Annotated in this window: 21 protein-coding genes; 6 read left to right on the top strand and 15 right to left on the bottom strand. The window is 55.3% G+C overall.

What is annotated here, in order from left to right:
- Positions 1–125: 125 nt before the first annotated feature.
- The 3 genes from BUC04_RS09555 to BUC04_RS09545 all read right to left on the bottom strand — a co-directional run bounded on the left by BUC04_RS09555 (position 126) and on the right by BUC04_RS09545 (position 1345).
- A complete protein-coding gene (locus BUC04_RS09555) occupies positions 126–377 on the bottom strand; it encodes a hypothetical protein (protein ID WP_143165649.1) in 252 nt (83 codons plus the stop codon).
- Positions 378–584: 207 nt separating this feature from the next.
- Positions 585–827: a hypothetical protein gene (locus BUC04_RS09550; protein WP_067655245.1), complete on the bottom strand. Its 243-nt coding sequence runs from the start codon at positions 825–827 to the stop codon at positions 585–587.
- Between the two features lie 68 nt (positions 828–895).
- A complete protein-coding gene (locus BUC04_RS09545) occupies positions 896–1345 on the bottom strand; it encodes a hypothetical protein (protein ID WP_067655248.1) in 450 nt (149 codons plus the stop codon).
- A 229-nt stretch (positions 1346–1574) separates the two neighbouring features.
- Between BUC04_RS09545 and BUC04_RS23925 the strand changes: the two genes are divergently transcribed.
- Positions 1575–1844 (top strand): hypothetical protein, encoded by a 270-nt coding sequence (locus BUC04_RS23925; RefSeq protein WP_067655251.1) that lies wholly within the window; start codon positions 1575–1577, stop codon positions 1842–1844.
- A gap of 227 nt (positions 1845–2071) precedes the next feature.
- On the opposite strand, the gene BUC04_RS09530 is transcribed toward BUC04_RS23925, so the two are convergent.
- From BUC04_RS09530 to BUC04_RS09515, 4 genes are all read right to left on the bottom strand, one after another.
- A complete protein-coding gene (locus BUC04_RS09530) occupies positions 2072–2722 on the bottom strand; it encodes an HD domain-containing protein (RefSeq protein WP_159437680.1) in 651 nt (216 codons plus the stop codon).
- On the bottom strand, positions 2712–3110 hold the full coding sequence (locus BUC04_RS09525) for a hypothetical protein (RefSeq protein WP_067655261.1): 399 nt from the start codon (positions 3108–3110) through the stop codon (positions 2712–2714). The genes BUC04_RS09530 and BUC04_RS09525 overlap by 11 nt, the downstream gene beginning before the upstream one ends.
- A gap of 23 nt (positions 3111–3133) precedes the next feature.
- Positions 3134–3643, bottom strand: a complete 510-nt coding sequence (locus BUC04_RS09520) for a hypothetical protein (protein ID WP_067655264.1) — start codon at positions 3641–3643, stop codon at positions 3134–3136.
- Between the two features lie 389 nt (positions 3644–4032).
- Entirely contained in the window at positions 4033–4920 is an 888-nt protein-coding gene (locus BUC04_RS09515; protein WP_067655267.1) for a hypothetical protein, read from the bottom strand.
- A gap of 162 nt (positions 4921–5082) precedes the next feature.
- Between BUC04_RS09515 and BUC04_RS23655 the strand changes: the two genes are divergently transcribed.
- On the top strand, positions 5083–5727 hold the full coding sequence (locus tag BUC04_RS23655; protein ID WP_143165648.1) for a hypothetical protein: 645 nt from the start codon (positions 5083–5085) through the stop codon (positions 5725–5727).
- A gap of 150 nt (positions 5728–5877) precedes the next feature.
- On the top strand, positions 5878–6525 hold the full coding sequence (locus BUC04_RS23650; RefSeq protein WP_143165647.1) for a hypothetical protein: 648 nt from the start codon (positions 5878–5880) through the stop codon (positions 6523–6525).
- A gap of 96 nt (positions 6526–6621) precedes the next feature.
- Here BUC04_RS23650 and ssb read toward each other — a convergent pair whose 3' ends face one another.
- From ssb to BUC04_RS09475, 7 genes are all read right to left on the bottom strand, one after another.
- Complete coding sequence (gene ssb / locus BUC04_RS09510; RefSeq protein ID WP_067655270.1) at positions 6622–7197, bottom strand: single-stranded DNA-binding protein; 576 nt, start codon at positions 7195–7197, stop codon at positions 6622–6624.
- 102 nt (positions 7198–7299) lie between these two features.
- Positions 7300–7947 (bottom strand): TIGR04219 family outer membrane beta-barrel protein, encoded by a 648-nt coding sequence (locus BUC04_RS09505; RefSeq protein ID WP_073325790.1) that lies wholly within the window; start codon positions 7945–7947, stop codon positions 7300–7302.
- Between the two features lie 864 nt (positions 7948–8811).
- On the bottom strand, positions 8812–8997 hold the full coding sequence (locus tag BUC04_RS09495; protein ID WP_067655279.1) for a hypothetical protein: 186 nt from the start codon (positions 8995–8997) through the stop codon (positions 8812–8814).
- Positions 8998–9120: 123 nt separating this feature from the next.
- Complete coding sequence (locus BUC04_RS09490; protein ID WP_067655282.1) at positions 9121–9618, bottom strand: hypothetical protein; 498 nt, start codon at positions 9616–9618, stop codon at positions 9121–9123.
- Positions 9611–9913 carry a hypothetical protein gene (locus BUC04_RS09485; RefSeq protein WP_143165646.1) on the bottom strand — a complete coding sequence of 101 codons (303 nt, stop codon included), beginning with the start codon at positions 9911–9913 and terminating at the stop codon, positions 9611–9613. The genes BUC04_RS09490 and BUC04_RS09485 overlap by 8 nt, the downstream gene beginning before the upstream one ends.
- 5 nt (positions 9914–9918) lie before the next feature.
- The gene (locus tag BUC04_RS09480; RefSeq protein ID WP_067655288.1) at positions 9919–10167 is read right to left on the bottom strand and encodes a hypothetical protein; all 249 of its coding nucleotides are present in this window, start codon (positions 10165–10167) and stop codon (positions 9919–9921) included.
- A gap of 6 nt (positions 10168–10173) precedes the next feature.
- Positions 10174–10914, bottom strand: coding sequence for a hypothetical protein (locus tag BUC04_RS09475; RefSeq protein WP_067655291.1), 741 nt, complete (start codon positions 10912–10914; stop codon positions 10174–10176).
- Positions 10915–11099: 185 nt separating this feature from the next.
- On the opposite strand from BUC04_RS09475, the gene BUC04_RS09470 reads away from it, so the two are divergent.
- The 3 genes from BUC04_RS09470 to BUC04_RS09460 are packed head-to-tail and all read left to right on the top strand — an operon-like array spanning position 11100 to position 12855.
- Positions 11100–11450 carry a hypothetical protein gene (locus BUC04_RS09470; RefSeq protein WP_067655294.1) on the top strand — a complete coding sequence of 117 codons (351 nt, stop codon included), beginning with the start codon at positions 11100–11102 and terminating at the stop codon, positions 11448–11450.
- On the top strand, positions 11450–12307 hold the full coding sequence (locus BUC04_RS09465; RefSeq protein WP_067655297.1) for a DUF6884 domain-containing protein: 858 nt from the start codon (positions 11450–11452) through the stop codon (positions 12305–12307). The genes BUC04_RS09470 and BUC04_RS09465 overlap by 1 nt, the downstream gene beginning before the upstream one ends.
- A gap of 53 nt (positions 12308–12360) precedes the next feature.
- Positions 12361–12855 carry a nucleoside triphosphate pyrophosphohydrolase family protein gene (locus tag BUC04_RS09460; RefSeq protein ID WP_143165645.1) on the top strand — a complete coding sequence of 165 codons (495 nt, stop codon included), beginning with the start codon at positions 12361–12363 and terminating at the stop codon, positions 12853–12855.
- A 15-nt stretch (positions 12856–12870) separates the two neighbouring features.
- Here BUC04_RS09460 and BUC04_RS09455 read toward each other — a convergent pair whose 3' ends face one another.
- Entirely contained in the window at positions 12871–14013 is a 1143-nt protein-coding gene (locus BUC04_RS09455; protein ID WP_143165644.1) for a hypothetical protein, read from the bottom strand.
- Positions 14014–14056: the final 43 nt, after the last annotated feature.

The following is a 14056-nucleotide window of genomic DNA, read 5'->3' as shown; positions in this document are numbered from 1 at the left end:
TCAATCGTTGGGCCGATACCCCTATTTTACCCCCTAGCCAAATCGGGCGATGGATATCCAATAGGCACAAAAAAACGCCGCAAAGTGCGGCGTCTCATAGTGACTGGTGCAGATAAATCATGGCATTAACAGACCACACCAGCGACCCGCAACTCTTCCACCAAATCATCTGCCACATCGTCAGCCATCTGGCAGCGCAAGCCGAACTCAATGGTGGCCACAAGACGCCCAATCAAACAGCCACGGCTGATCAGCAACGGCTCAGCCGACCCAAGAACCTGGTCTGCCAGTGAAACCGCGAGCTCCTCTGCTGGCCTGCCCTCTTCTACCGACTGAAGATCTGTTACCAGTTCGTAGCGACTGATTTCATGCGCCATGTTGCCTTCCTTACCGCTCCGGTTGCGATCCGATTGCCGACGCAGAGCGATCACCATGATGCCGGTGCCGCTCCCGCGCCATCTCTTTGCCGATTGCGTTCGCCATACAGGCTCCTATCCGACCACGGTCCCCTTTCCCTGCCAGGAAATCAGAGACCAGCGCCTGCGTGTGGCTTTTCAGTTGATCACGCCACTGCGACATCGGCTCTACTCCTCAAGTTCGTTCATCGCGGCATCCAAGATCACCAGGTAATCCTGCACGACCTTGAGATACTCCTGCCGATCTTTACTGGTTTCCGACATAGACGGAACAACCTCCTTCAGGCAGGTATCATGGCCACGGCCAACCCGGTATAAATGCTTTAGCGCCGGATCGTGGCTGTAACCTTTAAATTCTAAATAATGCAGGCCCTTGGTGAGTGATTCCTGCAATTGTTCCAATAGTTGCATTAGCTGAACCTAGAATGGACATACTCGACCATTCTACCGCCAATTAACACACCACTTTGCTTATCCCTTTATCTCAAAGGGTTAATCATCATTTGTCTTAATTCGGCTACACGCGCTTTTTTAATATCCGGATCAGCAATCCGCTGGACAGACGCATCAGGCTCCCCGTGAAGCACCGCGCCCTCAGCCAAACTGTAAGTCTGACCACCCCCAGTGTCACCCTGGGAAGAACCGCTTGGCCAAGCGGTTTGCCGACACTGCGCATTCATCTGCCGGCCAGGGCCCTGTCGAGCCAGGTCACCGGCCGAAGTGGGCTCGGCACTGGACTCAGTCACCTCTCCGGTGGACAGCGCCCCCTGGAGTAACCCCAGCACAACGCGGTTCTCATCGTAGTCAGGGTCTACCGGGTCTGAGCGCTCAACACGCTTTTCAAACTTGCCGACCAACTCCTCTACCGAGGCGCGATCCTGCCCTTTGGCCAGCCACGCCTTAGCACCCTCAATCCTTGAAGATTCCATATATAGCTCCATGTACACAGACACGGGAAACGGTTCTCACCTGGCTTCAAACTAGTTGTTCGAATTTTCCAGCCACAGAGCAAAGCCCTGCAGAAAACACCTATTAATTTAGCAATTCGGCGCTTGCAATTCAAGACAATTAATTATGGTAGTATCGAATGAACTCGAGGCTATCGAGTGCCACCAACCATAACTATAAAGGCACCGGCATCCTTGCCGAAAATACATAATGATTGAAAACCTTAAGAGCCAATGTGGCCAACTGAGGATCATTGTCACTGCACTGCGGGAGTTGATTGAGAAGTCTTCTCGACCAACCTACAAAGAACGCTCGACACTGGAGCGCGGTGAATCGTTACTCAGCGGGACCGAAATCATGATCACCAAGATAGAGGCCGGGTATCTGGGGGCCCCGAGCCAGGCGTATCAGGAGACGCTCAACGGCTACATCCTCTACTCCCAGAAGATCGTCAGCGCCCTTAGAAAAAAAACCGCCTGAAAGAACAACGCCACGTCTTACGTGGCGCTGATTACTTCTCGCTCTGCTTAAACTGCCCGGTGCCCCAGTCATACTGGGAATCGCTGTCAGTTTCCTCTGCATCCATCCAACCGAGCATCCATTCCCTGTGCTGCCAACACTCCTCTGCAAACGGATTGTCCTCTAGCAGCAACCTGCTTCGGTAGGCATCTACGCCCATATCAAAGGGGAGGTACTCCCCGGGCCGCTCACCCATACAGCCCAACCTCAACTTGGCGGTATGTGTCCAAAGCCTCTTGATAGCCACGCTCCAACCTACTGACCAGCACCTGCAGGGATGGGCGTCGTACAGATGCAACAAAGGCCGGGTGCTCATTAAGGTACATCAGCGCTTTTCGCTTCTCACCATTAGCAAGAGCAAACTCCTGGTTGACGATACGGTCAGCCAACTTCACTGCCAGGGCGCGCAGAGCCTTCTCATCCTCCGGCAGCCCGGCAAAGCGCCGGTTCATGATAGCCACCTTGGCCTTTCGGTTCGGGCAATCCGGCCCCTTGGGTGGATCGGTTACCACAACAACAGCATCCACCGCGGGCCGGTAAAACATTTCTGCCAGCAAGTGTTCCGATGCCTGGGTATCTTCGAGCACATCGTGCAGCAGGGCCGCCTGCAAGGTCGCCGCGTCGACAAACCCGGCATCCAACAGCACCTCAACTACCATGGCGAGATGAACACTGTACGGGTATGTGCCATAACGCTGACCAACCTGACGGTGCAGTGAGGCTGCAAACTCACGTGCCGCGTGGATTTGACACAACTCAGCCGTCGTCAGACCAACGGACTGTAGCTTTAAGCTGACCCTGAGCCAGACCGGGTCCAGATATAACGCCTCAGCGCTCAAGGCCACCGGTCTCGCTATGCAAGTCCGCTTGCCGGCCCTTTTCGTCGCATACTACTGAACTGAACACCTCAGCTAACACGTCTACATACAACCCATCGATCTCCAACACCTGCTCGTAGCATTGTTCTGCTTCGTTAGCAGCGTAACCCTTCAGCACGTACTCATCTCGAGGCGAAACCTCCACTCTGAACCGGGTAGCACCATCCTTGCCAACCAAGCCAGTCCCCAGGTCAAACTGAAGTCCGCCATTGATCGCCCCGTTCGCCTCCGTTAGAGCGCCACCAGTGATATTGCCTAGACATCCATACCTGATGGCAAAAGGCTTTCCGCCCAGGTGCTGATAAATCAGATTTGCCTTTTCAATATACTCTTCGCGACTGTAACGCATCCCGCCACTCTCCTCACGCAGGTTTAAGCCGCCGTCAGAACCCGGGCAAACCCCTCGGAAGGCGCGAACGCCGCCTTAAAAAAGGCAATCTCGGCATTGGCTGCAACGCCCAGGTTCATAAACCGCATTGGCTCGTTTCTGACCTGCTTCATTCGTTTTCTAATGACATCGCGCACCATTCTGGCAATGGCACTCCCATGCTGGGAGGCCCACCGCTGAACATCCTGGCTGCCGATGTCCCGCTGGGCCAGTTCCAGGAACTGGCAAAACTGAACGTACTGACCAAGACCTTCAAGCACGGCAGTGCGCACCTCAGCCATTTCCAGTATCTCATTGTTGCGGGTGTAGAGGTGCCCATAGAGCACCTTCTGCTCCAGGTATTCTAACTGGCCATCAGCGATGAAGGTGCTGTCACAGGACTTAAGCACGCGCTGGCAGTATTGCAACTGTTGCTGGTGCTCAGTGTCGAGCGTGACCGAAATTGTGCCACCGTGGGCCGTTGAGAATATGAGCAGGCGATCGAAACGAGTCAAAACAAGGGCTTCCTTTCCAGAGCAACGGTCACAATGTACCGCCCCTGAACCGTTCTGTCGAATCCCATTGACTTGACGGGCATTTACCAGCAGGTCCGACCACCATTGTTCTGATATTCAGTCACTGGAAAGAGAGTTAGCCTGCTTGCTTACCGCACACACTCCGGCCCGAGACAACCTCCCACAACCACCAGTCATGGGTTCCATGGCATGCTCCAATTAGGATGGAGCAGACTGGCGCAACCAGATATCCCGTTACCCATGTGGTCGTGGCCAAGCCCGGTGAAGACGTTCTGAATACCAAGGGGGCGATCTCTTGGCGAAGCCCGCACGTTAGATGCGGGCTTTGTTACGAGTTAGGCCTGCCAGAAGAATGGTTAACGACTGATTTACCCTTGACAGTTATCACGAGAAGCAGAGTCACCCTTAAATAAGGAGTCAAATCGCTGGCCGGCAGCCCGGTACGCCTCCGCCTTGGCATCCCGCGTCTCAGCCACATCGCGACAATAGACCCGCTTTAGAGCAGAAACCTGACGCTCTGTTAGGCTCTGAACCGGCTCCCCCTTAATGAGCAGATGGTTGGCCATGTCAGAGACAAAATCCGACCTTCCCTGGTGCTGGTACCGAAACAGCACGTCTTGGTAGCCGTTGCGGGACTCTCCCTCAAAAACTTCAAGCTCCAGGTCCTGGGTGAGTACGTTACGCAACCACTCGTTCGCGGCGATCGCCTTGGCCAGGCTCAGGGGCGCCCGGTCGATCTTCTCGCTGCGCCAATCCACCAACGATTTACCGGTCAGTGCAAGAACCTGCGAAGCCACTGCGTCCAGCACCTCCCGATGCTTGTGGCCCTTGGCGATGAAGGATTCCAGCCCCAGCCACAACAGGTAGTCCTTATCCGTGATGTCGCGTACCCGGGTACCCTTGTGCTTACCGAAGGGCAGCACCTCATCACCCACCTGAACATGCTCAGTGCGCTCATCCTCGTAGAGTTCAAAGGGACGGATATGGACCGGAACCACGTCCTCGGGACTTCCCTTACCCCGGAAATAACGAATCAGGTTAGCTTTTGCCTGCTCATAGTCCTTAGCCAGGGTACGAACAAACTGATCACGATGAACCATCCGAGGATCGGCGCCACGGCCCAGCGGGTCCTTAACCCAAATACGCTCGATAAACGCACGGCGAAGCGTGTAGCGCTTGGCACCCTCGCCTACGCTGACGTAGTAGCCCTCCCGAGGACACCCCTTATCGGACTCAACGAACTGCACCTGGGCCATGATTTACCCCCCTCCCGCAAACACCTATTGATATATTAACGTATATTTGGCATCTGGGTCAATTGCTAGTCAAATCTGGAGTTTGCCACCCAGGTAACGCCACAAGGTATTATGTACTTAGGTATACGTAAATCCCAAGAACCAAGTGCGAGGTAAAACGGCATGAAGATCAAGGCCAATTTCATCATCCTAGGCGCCATCCTGGCCCTGTTGGCCGGGGTAGCCGTTGGTAAACAGTGGCACCCGGGCGTCGTAAAGAACGCGAGCAGCATCAGCACAACCCCGCTCGTTAGCGAAGAGGTGGACACCACGCCGCCGGCTCCGAGCTATCCGAACAGCCCAACGGTCAGTCTGAGTTGCTCGCCCAGCTGTAACCCATCGTCCTCTTCGATTGGTAGCACCGCGCGGACCTCTTTGGACTTGCGGGCTTCCGGCAGTTGCCCGTATGGTTCCTGTACCTACACTTGGAGCTACGGCTCCATGGGCACCGGCTCAGGCAGCTCTACTCAGAAGGCTTGGACGGTCAGCAGCTCAAACGGTACTGCCAAAAAAAGCGGCACCGTACGCGTGACTGTCAAGGACAACACGTCCGGCAAGACCGCCTCTGCGAGCAAGAGCGTGTCCGCTACGGCCATCTACCAGGCATGGACTCCAGATACACAGACCAACTATTTCAACTGCCCCTATCCGCAGAATACCTGCATCACAGGGATAGAAAAGCGCACTGAAATTTCGCCTGGAAAATGGGGCTCCTGGGTTACTACCCGCTCACCCAGTTGCGTTGCTGAGAATAGAATGTGCTTCTAGAGCAATTAACTCAATGGGCGGCCAGTAGTAATTGGGCCGCTTTTTTGGTGCTTCAATGAGTCCCCAGCAACACCAGATTCACTCATGCGCTACAAAACGACGATAGAATATAAATATACATGTTTACCACTAGCAACCAGGAAGGCCGTTATGAATAGCAAGATCACACTCGCGGCAGTGACCCTGGGTCTGGCTTTAGTTGCCGGCCTGGCGTACGCCAAACAACATCACAGCGGCATTGTGACTAATGCCAATCAGATCACCACAACCCCACTGAACTCCACCACACTAGACGGGGAGGACGGGACCGTGACTCCGCCGGTGACGCTGTCGCCGTCGATCAGCTGTTCCCCCAGCTGCGGCCCGTCGACAACTACCACCGGTGGCAGTGCGTCAGTTTCAACAACCCTGACGGTGTCGACCTCTAACTGCTCCGGCAGCTGTTCCTATAGCTGGAGTTATAGCGGTTCACTTGGATCTCCCTCTGCCCCGTCGAATAACAAACGTACCTGGTCGCTGACCAGCTACAACGGCTCTGCCAGCATTTCCGGTACCGTCACAGTGACAGCAACGGACAGCGCGGGTAACCGCGGCACCACCAGCCGGGCGATCACCCTAAGTGCTACTCAGGTTGACTGGGTACCCGAGGTACAAACTGTCACCACCAACTGCTCCTACCCACAGAGGACCTGCGAATTCGGGTCTGATAAACGGACTGAAACCTCAGACGGTGTATGGGGCCCGTGGGTAACTGTTACCTCGCCGCTCTGTGTCGGCGAGAAACAAGCCTGCCCATAAAGCAATAACATCAAAAAGGTGGCCAAGTTGATTTGGCCACCTTTTTATTGCAACGTCACTCTATAAAAACCCTATAAAAATCAACAACTTAGACCGTCAGAACGGGATATCATCGTCCCAACCCTCATCCAGATCGGGGGTGAAGTTCTGATTTTGCTGACCCTGAGTCGCATTCCCAGCTTGCTGGCCACCCTGCTGATTGCCACCCTGCTGACCGCGGTTCTGCTGACCACCCTGCTGCTGACCACCGCCGAAGTTACCACCGGACTGGTTCTGACCGCCGCTTTGCTGCTGACCGCCACCCTGCTGTTGGCCACCGCCTTGCTGTTGGCCGCTACCGCGGGAGTCCAGCATCTGCATCTCGTTGGCAACGATCTCGGTGGTGTACTTGTCCTGACCGTTCTGATCCTGCCACTTACGGGTCTGCAGTTTGCCCTCGATGTAGACCTTAGAGCCCTTCTTCAGGTACTCACCGGCGATCTCACCCAGTCGACGGAACAACACAACGCGGTGCCACTCAGTGCGTTCCTGGCGCTGACCCTGCTGGTCCTTCCAGGACTCTGAGGTAGCGATGGTGATATTGGCAACGGCGTTGCCATTGGGCATGTAACGTACTTCCGGGTCCTGACCCAGGTTACCAACCAAGATAACCTTGTTGATTCCACCAGCCATAGGGGGCTCTCCTTATCCAAATTCAACACCCCCAATATATACTTTTGTATATCGAGAGTCAAACACTTATCCCCTCATCATAATAAGGGGATGGCTACTGCATCAGAAGTGTACCGCAGCCCCGAGGAAAAAGCCCGATTGCTGAAGATCAGCCGTAACCTGGCCAAAGTCGCTCACATCAAAATCGTGCTGGCGGTAGCCTACCCGGCCAACCACCTTACCTATGGCCAGGGACCAGGCCTTACCCAGACCAACGTTCAGATCGCCAATGGACTGGTCGCTGTCCAGACCAACACTGACATCCGCGAAAGCGAACAGGCCCGTCCCCCACAGATCTACTTGGCCGGCCCCGTACACCATAGCCAGGCCCTCACTCAGATCCGCGTCCCTGGTTAACGCACCATCATAGATCCTGTAGTTGACACCCAGGTCGAGACTTACCAGACCGTTATCCAAGATCTCGTAGTACAAGATGAGGTCCAGATTGTCCATGGTGTAGGTCTCGCCGGCTTCCTCCAGGCTCAGTTGGTTGAAGCGGATCATCGGGTTCGGCAACAGCGGCACCGGATGCTCTGCCGCGACATACAGGCCAAAGCGGCTCTTGTCGGACCATTCCTCACTTTCAAAACCCATATCACCCGAGGCATCCAGGAAAAACACGTCTACCCCCGCCTTTACACCCACAAAGTCTGCTCGAGCAGACTCAATGCTTAGAACAGAAACGATCAGGATCGCAATCCAATACTTCATAACACCCACTTCTCCCAAAACACGGACAACCGTTCGCAAACCTAACGCAGACCCTATCTCCCACTGGGCCGCGATTAATTACGTTCACTATAAAGCGCATTCAGCGAAACCTTAAGATCGCCACGAGCAATTACGGTACAAAGCCTGATCCACTCCGACACCCACCGCCGAGAGGATCCCATCGATTGACCTGTAAATATATTCAGGTATATCATGATCGCGAGTTTGCTCACTGAGGATCTGAACGATGAAGGTAAAGTGTCTTGGCCCTACCGGACCCACTGACGTTTTGGTGATCCCCGGACGCACTGGCGGGTTTGAACCGATACGAATAGGGCCCGTGCCCCCGATCGGTCAGAAACTCGATCGGCATAATTGCCGCCATGTCACCCTGCATATCAACCTCACCGAACCGGTTGGTGATCAGGAATGCCTGCTCTACCGGCAGCCTGACTATGGCCTTCGGTCGACATACAGACTGGATCCAGGGGGTCATGAGGATGGCCGGGTATTACTGATTGTGCAGTCATTGTCGGACATACCAGGCCAGATGACCCTCAACGGCGACATCCGCCTGATAGACGAGGGATACTGGCGCAAGCCACCGGCGGTCTGCCGGCCACGCACTCGCTATCGACGCTTTGGCCCGGAGAAGGATCTAAGACCCAGGGTCCCAGCGGGGGTAATCAATGGGAATGGCTGTCTAAGATTTCCGGTGTTGCTGGCGGCGGGGCCGTGCAGCATCGAGTGGCGCCAGCCAGGCAACTATGGGTCTCACTTGTTTGCCTACCTGGCAGAATATGATGGTCGAACCTGGCGAACCACCAACATTGCACCCGAGCTTATGAAGCAAACCGCCTAGGGCTATTCCCCCTGCTCTGATACAGGGATGCCCTCGGCCGCGGCTGCGGGATCTGACACCCCGTACGCCGCCTTAAGCCGGTCTTGTGCAATGTCATCGGTGTACAGGAGGTAGCTATGATCACTGGTGCTGATCTCAACCACCTCAAAGGCAGAGCCAGGCCATAGGCCAACGAGAAACTCGGCCATGGCCCCTGCTTCCATCTCTGAGGCGAAAGCTCCCCCATGTACCCCAGTCTCTCGGTCCAAGCACAGTAAGCGCATTGTGTTTTACTCCAGGCTCAACTCAAGACAGGCTATCAGAGGCCAATGTCATTTGGTAAGGAATTTCAGCACTACCCCGTCCGGGAAGGTGTGGCTGCTCATCAACCGGTAGCGCCGTTCAGATTCTGGCAACGAGACCGTCGGTTCTTGCACGTAATCATCCACACACCGGCCAAGAAACCCTGCGACATGAGGAGCAAGCAAATCATGCTCCGTCTGCTCCCGGTCGCGGATGATGGACATTAACGCGTCAGGCTCTGACTCGATCTGACGACGGAAGCTTCCCCAGAGACACTCTTCAAGCCATGCCTGCGCATGCAGCGCCTCCCACTCAAAAGCCCCCTCAATGCCTTCAAGGGCCAGGCTCACTTCATACTCGGCTAAGCCCTGCACGGCGACCTTGTACTCGTTAAATCGGCTGTTAAGCCGCTCATCGCGCAACTCACTGTAGGCATACCCAACAGCGAACAACAGACCATAGACGATTACCACTTGAACCCAGGTCTTAGCCCACAATTTGCCGACGACACCCGGTTCGTTACTCATCTGCACCTCCGGCCTTTTCCATCATGCGCAGGTGGCAACCAGAGTCCTCAAACTGGCCCAGGCCAAGCCTGCGCCAACTCTCCACCATGCATTGGTGCTGTGCTTCCGTGAAACCCGCACCACTGTGCAGTGCCTCATACTGTGCTGCGCCACAGCACTCCGCCACGATCACTTCGCAGCGGTCAGGGTGTGGCTTATCAACGTCTGGATAGTAGATCCGGTTGGCCAGCACACAGCCAGCCAACCCGGTCACCAATACGACCGTCCACAGTCCAGCAATACAGCGAGAACTCATGCCTTTCAACGTTGCCCCCACTGCTCCGCTACGTCAGCGACCAACCGCTTCTGCTCAGTGTCGAGCAGCGGATTGCCATCTTGGTCGAGAGCATCCAACAAACCGGCCGCAAAAAGCTGGACCGCTACTCCGCCACAGGCCTGGCCGAACGCATTAACCCTTGAAAAGCCGGCGCCGGAGCCACCGTCACTCTCCGGGGCCACCAAATGGCAGGCCTGAGCCAGCTCCAGAACATCCTGATCATCAATCCGCATTGCAACCTACCCCGCCTTTGAAATGAAATCTTCGCCCTTGGCACCGAATACAACGGCATAACGCTCTGGCCGTTCCTGGCCCTGCAGTAGCATCGCCCCAACCAGCTTCGGTGAGTGGCGATCCGGATCGATACCGCCCCCCGGCTTCATCCCGCAATACTCGCTGGTCAGTACCAGGTTAAGGCTGAACTGCCGGCAATGCTCTCTGGCGATGCCTGAGCGCTGAAACAGGCGGGGGACCTTAGCCGAGGCATCACTAGCCGCAACCAAAATCCCGCCGGCTGCGGCTATGAGCTTGGCCTTGGTGTGGATTTCCTTTGCGAGCGCACTGCCGGTGTAGCCAAGGATCACCGGCGCTTTCACCACTGGGCTTGGCCCCTGCGCAACAAACAGCTCACGATCATCCAAGAAGCAGGTGGCCATGAGGTGCAGCAACTTATCCACCAACCCCCGCTCCACGGCGGTTTGAGACACCTCAATCAAGACCACATCACCCAGCCTTAGGTGTGACAGCAGGCCACCAGCCATGCCCATGGAATTCACCACGCCCTTGTAATCACCCATCCCCTTGAGCTTCACCAACCGAAGCCGAGATGGGTCGCCACAGTATTCACCAAGGCGTTTTTTCAGCGGCTCGATGGTCTCCTCATCGGCAAACCACACCCCAGGGCTGTTTGCGAGCACCGGTCCGAACACGCTCAACAGCACGTCCTGAGAGTCCCTGTCGATTTTGGAGTGCACCAGCATAGGACCCGAAGCCCCTTTTAGCGTCGGCGCCACATCCAAGGTACGGCCTTTTCTTAACCGCTTAACTGCCCGGCGAGCCCGGGCTACCAGCCCATGTATACCCATAAACCACATTGCCCCAACAAAGACTTGAAAATATACTTTTGTATAGTAAAATGAACTTAGTCACTCGATAAGGACATCCCATGACCAGTTATCTGCAGTTCATCACTACCATGTACCGCAACAAGCAAGATGGTGCGGAACTTTACGCGTCCCTAAACCTGTTTCTGCAGGACCGATGGCGCTGTCATGAAACCCAGCGCCAATGGCTGGAAACCTACCGTGGCCAGACTGCAGATCTCCGTGCAACCCGAAACCTGGTGAATTATCGGCTTAAAGAGTGCCCTGACTCAGAGGTACGCGTTTCGCACGTTGAGTTTGTCCCGGGCTTCCTTCGGGATGTCGCCCAAAAGTACGACATCCAATTGCCACTCATCGAGGGACTGCTCACTACTGAATATTGGTCGCAAGCACTGAAGGTTCAAAGCTCCTGATGACGATTATTATCGCTGGGTGCTCAAAGTCCAAGCTCGACATGCCGTCTCCGGCATGCGAGCTCTACCAAGGGGCATTGTTTAAGAAGACCCGGCGCCTGGCCAGAACCAAGTTATGGGCTTTGCGTATCGCCAGCGCCAAACACGGGATCCTGTTGCCTGACCAGGAAACTGCCCCTTATGACACCACCATGGCAGATCTCACTCCGGCAGAACAAGAGGCCTGGGCACATCTGTGCCTGAAACAGTTCGTGGATCACCACCCACGTCGAACTGAGGTCCATTTCTATACTGGGCGCCGCTACTACCAACACCTGGCGCCCCTGCTTCGCAACCACGGCTATGACGTGAAAACCCCGCTGGCGGGCTTGCAGCTCGGCGAAATGATGCAAATGACCGACTGGCATTGCCAAAGCCTCGAATTCCAGGCTGCCGTCCATACCAGTATCGAGATGGTGCGGAAGAGCTTTCAACCTGCCGCCACTCTGCAGCACGACGTCACGGAGACCATGTACCAGTCCCCGACCTTTCGCAGTTGCCGCCTACCCGCCCCGCCACTGGTAACCCAGGGCAGAGTCCGGCGCCACCCCGCCGAGGCCGCCAAAGAGGCTACCGACGGCATTGTCCGTTTCGAAAAGTCCCTGGCCCAGGCCATCACCGACTACGAATGGCATCGCGTAAATGCTGTGGACCCGAACCTGCAAAAGCTGTTCTACCTCCTGCGCGGGAAGAAGAACGTGGTTATTTCCAACCTTAGAGTCCTTTATGCCCTGAACCGGTATCGCGATGAGATGGTGGCGGCATGTGATGACGCACCGTTCTCTTCAGCCAACCAAGCAGCCGCAGTGTTATCGTAGACAGAAACAGTACCGGCTGAACCATGGATTTAAGTGAACTGCACCAGGCCCTGGTGTCTAAACTGGGCAGCAACCAGGTTATCCACTCCGCTATGGGCACCTTGGGAGCACTCATTCCCATTCTTTACCAACACCTCGACCACGCTAAACCCGCTGCTGACCCATCAGCCGCCATCGCTGAGGCCGAACTCGCTATGGAACAGCTCAAAGCACTAGCAGGCCCGGAGGCAGTGCAGAAGCAACTTGAGCGACGCATGGCAGCGCTCAATAGCAAACTAGGCCAGATGGCAGAGGTCGAAGGGGTTCACCTGGCAGCTATCCACCTTTGGGGCGCAGAAAGACAGATCATCAAGACCATGGGCGATGCTGGCGGGCTGATCTACGCGTTGAACCGGTACCAGAACCAGCAAAGCGGGACTCTTTCCATGGTGATTAACGCCCTGGTGGAATGCCAGGTGATGTGCACCAGGCTTCACTACCTGTTCGATGACCAAGCCATACGACTGCACAAAGAAAAAGGCCTACAGCGCCTGAGACAAACGCTGTAGACCAGGAACTCTCTTTTAGAAGGGGATCCCGTCGGCACCGAGTTCCTCTTCTTTGGTTAGCTTTCTGTAGAGTGCTGGGTCTGGCGCATCACAAGGAACGATAGAAGCGTGAAAATAGCCGCCATAGCGTGCCTTTTCTACTTGGAACCAGTCTCCGCGGTTAACCTCTTTCACACCTCCATCCTCACCACTGATGTAGGCCCTGTTACCAAGTGCACCCAATGCATTCAGCACCTCACGGTCAACACGATAGAAGCCAACCTCATTACCGGCACCATCCTTCATATGCAGAGCTGAAGGCAGACTCTGACGCGACACCGAGCCACTATGCGGCATTTCCTTAGAGTTACAGAACCCCGTCACCCCGACTTCCAGATCATCTGCGAAAGCCTCTGTATTGAATTCCCCCGGGCCTGCGAACTCACCCACTGGCGTTACCCAGTAAATGACAGATCGCTCGGGCTCTAAACCATAATCCTTTTCATCTACTGATGTACGGATAGCCGGGCGAGGAGTCAGACGCTCAAGGTCAGATAGGTTCTGGAGATCCACAGCCTGAGCCACGTCCTTACGAACCCACACCAAAGCGTATTCATGATTTTGGGCACCATGGCAAATGCTGCCCACCATAGTCACGCCAGTACGGGCCATCTCTCGCTTGCAGGACGGGTCATTCTCTTTGTAGCCAGGGTACAGCAAGGGATACAGGCCTTTGTTCACGGCAATTGGCGTCCAATCAACATTACCACCAGCAACATGGTACGTCTGCCACTCAATGGAACCCTCATACAGCTCTCTGGGAATATGGGTCTTCACCAATAGACCCACACTATCACCCAAGTCCACAAACCGAGGATCGCTTTCACTGTCCGGTCGGTGGTCTCTGGCCCTATCACCATAAAGCGATACGAACTGTTCCTTCGATAAACCAACGGCCCCGCAACGCTCCTCATCGTAGTAGCAACTGTACTCAATCAAATCCGCAGCAGCGCGCATGGCCTTCCTTGACTCATCGTCCGCAGGGCGCAGTTGTGTTCCATCACAGTAGCCTGTTATTAACGAGCCCCTCCAAGCGTCTGCCATTTCCTGGACAGAGGCAAAGGTTTGCTCAGTCAGCCCGTCCGGCTCATACGGGGAATCCACAATGAGTTTGTACATCACTCTTCCAAAGTTCATCGGCTTTCCTCCATTTTACCACCAC

The sequence above is a fragment of the Ferrimonas marina genome, assembly GCF_900129905.1.
In the GTDB taxonomy this organism is placed as follows: domain Bacteria; phylum Pseudomonadota; class Gammaproteobacteria; order Enterobacterales; family Shewanellaceae; genus Ferrimonas; species Ferrimonas marina.
This window is presented reverse-complemented; position numbering and strand designations above follow the sequence as displayed.

Bases quoted from the DNA above. Each gene is read 5' to 3' on its own strand.
- BUC04_RS09555 (WP_143165649.1), bottom strand. From the start codon at position 377: ATGGCGCATGAAATCAGTCGCTACGAACTGGTAACAGATCTTCAGTCG.
- BUC04_RS09550 (WP_067655245.1), bottom strand. From the start codon at position 827: ATGCAACTATTGGAACAATTGCAGGAATCACTCACCAAGGGCCTGCAT.
- BUC04_RS09545 (WP_067655248.1), bottom strand. From the start codon at position 1,345: ATGGAATCTTCAAGGATTGAGGGTGCTAAGGCGTGGCTGGCCAAAGGG.
- BUC04_RS23925 (WP_067655251.1), top strand. From the start codon at position 1,575: ATGATTGAAAACCTTAAGAGCCAATGTGGCCAACTGAGGATCATTGTC.
- BUC04_RS09525 (WP_067655261.1), bottom strand. From the start codon at position 3,110: ATGCGTTACAGTCGCGAAGAGTATATTGAAAAGGCAAATCTGATTTAT.
- BUC04_RS09515 (WP_067655267.1), bottom strand. From the start codon at position 4,920: ATGGCCCAGGTGCAGTTCGTTGAGTCCGATAAGGGGTGTCCTCGGGAG.
- BUC04_RS23655 (WP_143165648.1), top strand. From the start codon at position 5,083: ATGAAGATCAAGGCCAATTTCATCATCCTAGGCGCCATCCTGGCCCTG.
- BUC04_RS23650 (WP_143165647.1), top strand. From the start codon at position 5,878: ATGAATAGCAAGATCACACTCGCGGCAGTGACCCTGGGTCTGGCTTTA.
- ssb (WP_067655270.1), bottom strand. From the start codon at position 7,197: ATGGCTGGTGGAATCAACAAGGTTATCTTGGTTGGTAACCTGGGTCAG.
- BUC04_RS09505 (WP_073325790.1), bottom strand. From the start codon at position 7,947: ATGAAGTATTGGATTGCGATCCTGATCGTTTCTGTTCTAAGCATTGAG.
- BUC04_RS09495 (WP_067655279.1), bottom strand. From the start codon at position 8,997: ATGGCCGAGTTTCTCGTTGGCCTATGGCCTGGCTCTGCCTTTGAGGTG.
- BUC04_RS09490 (WP_067655282.1), bottom strand. From the start codon at position 9,618: ATGAGTAACGAACCGGGTGTCGTCGGCAAATTGTGGGCTAAGACCTGG.
- BUC04_RS09485 (WP_143165646.1), bottom strand. From the start codon at position 9,913: ATGAGTTCTCGCTGTATTGCTGGACTGTGGACGGTCGTATTGGTGACC.
- BUC04_RS09480 (WP_067655288.1), bottom strand. From the start codon at position 10,167: ATGCGGATTGATGATCAGGATGTTCTGGAGCTGGCTCAGGCCTGCCAT.
- BUC04_RS09475 (WP_067655291.1), bottom strand. From the start codon at position 10,914: ATGCTGGTGCACTCCAAAATCGACAGGGACTCTCAGGACGTGCTGTTG.
- BUC04_RS09470 (WP_067655294.1), top strand. From the start codon at position 11,100: ATGACCAGTTATCTGCAGTTCATCACTACCATGTACCGCAACAAGCAA.
- BUC04_RS09465 (WP_067655297.1), top strand. From the start codon at position 11,450: ATGACGATTATTATCGCTGGGTGCTCAAAGTCCAAGCTCGACATGCCG.
- BUC04_RS09455 (WP_143165644.1), bottom strand. From the start codon at position 14,013: ATGTACAAACTCATTGTGGATTCCCCGTATGAGCCGGACGGGCTGACT.